The organism is Streptomyces sp. KLMMK (genome assembly GCF_036961605.1).
GTDB classification, from domain to species: Bacteria; Actinomycetota; Actinomycetes; order Streptomycetales; family Streptomycetaceae; genus Streptomyces; species Streptomyces telluris.
The window spans coordinates 1-1,338 of sequence record NZ_JBAMDC010000740.1 but is presented as its reverse complement, the minus strand read 5'-3'; the positions used below and the strand labels follow the sequence as shown (position 1 = coordinate 1,338).

General features: G+C 70.3%; 2 protein-coding genes. Both read left to right on the top strand.

Annotated features, from left to right (window positions below; all coding sequences use genetic code 11):
• The coding region (locus V7793_RS37625) for a vitamin B12 dependent-methionine synthase activation domain-containing protein (RefSeq protein ID WP_336014244.1) at window positions 1–211 on the top strand (211 nt) is incomplete at its 5' end.
• A gap of 59 nt (window positions 212–270) precedes the next feature.
• Entirely contained in the window at window positions 271–1,203 is a 933-nt protein-coding gene (gene metF, locus V7793_RS37620; RefSeq protein ID WP_336014243.1) for a methylenetetrahydrofolate reductase [NAD(P)H], read from the top strand.
• Window positions 1,204–1,338 lie beyond the last annotated feature (135 nt).

Sequence of the window (1,338 nt, the reverse complement as noted above, 5' to 3'; positions counted from 1 at the left end):
GGACATGTTCGCGCTCAAGTACCGCGGTGCCCGCTTCTCCCTCGGCTACGGAGCCTGCCCCGACCTCGAAGACCGCGCCAAGATCGCCGACCTCCTCCAGCCGGAACGGATCGGAGTCCACCTCTCCGAGGAATTCCAGCTCCACCCCGAACAGTCCACCGACGCCATCGTCATCCACCACCCCGACGCCACGTACTTCAACGCGCGCTGACGCCACCGGGTGCCGGGCCGGCCGCGCATCGGCGTATCCCCTGTGAGGAAAGGAAGAGCATGGACGCGGAGGCCACACGGTCCCGAAGCACTCTGCGCGAGGTACTCGCGAGCGGCGGACGCTTGCGCTCGTACTCCTTCGAATTCTTCCCGCCGAAGACGGCGGACGGCGAACAGGCTCTGTGGGACGCCGTCCGCCGCATCGAGGCGGTGGCCCCGACGTTCGTGTCGGTGACCTACGGGGCGGGCGGGTCCTCGCGCGACCGCACCGTGGCCGCCACCGAGCGCATCGCCTCCGAGACCACGCTCCGGCCGGTCGCCCACCTGACCGCGGTGGACCACTCCGTCGCCCAGCTGCGCCACATCATCGGGCAGTACGCGGCCGTCGGCATCAGCGACATCCTCGCCCTGCGCGGGGACCCGCCGGGCGACCCGCAGGGGGAGTGGCGGCGCCACCCCGAAGGCTTCTCCCACGCTCGGGAACTGGTCGAGCTCATCAAGGACTCGGGCAGCTTCACGGTCGGCGTGGCCGCGTTCCCCGAGCGCCACCCCCGGTCGGCGGACTGGGACGACGACGTCCGCCACTTCGTGGCCAAGTGCCGGGCCGGCGCCGACTACGCGATCACGCAGATGTTCTTCCACGTCGAGGACTACCTGCGGCTGCGGGACCGCGTCGCCGCGGCCGGCTGCACCGTCCCCATCATCCCGGCGATCATGCCGGCCACGCACGCGCGGCAGATCCGCCGGTTCGCCGAGCTCAGCAACGCGGCCTTCCCGCAGGACCTGGCCGACCGCCTCACCCGGGCCGCGGACCGCCCGCAGGTCGCGCACCGCATCGGCGTGGACTACGCGACGGACATGGCCCGCAGGCTCCTCGACGAGGGGGCGCCGGGGCTGCACTACATCACCCTCAACCGGTCCACGGCGACGCTGGAGATCCACCAGAACCTGGGCCTGGGCTTGGGTGCGGGGCGGCAAGCGACAGCGGCCTGACGCGACTCCTTCCCCTCCTTCCTTCCTTCCGTTCGTCTTTCGCTCATTTCACAACTCGGTTCACTCAGTTCACTCAGTCAGTTCAATCAGGGAGCTTTCCATGGCACGTCCCGCTGGCGCCGCCCAGAATCCGGC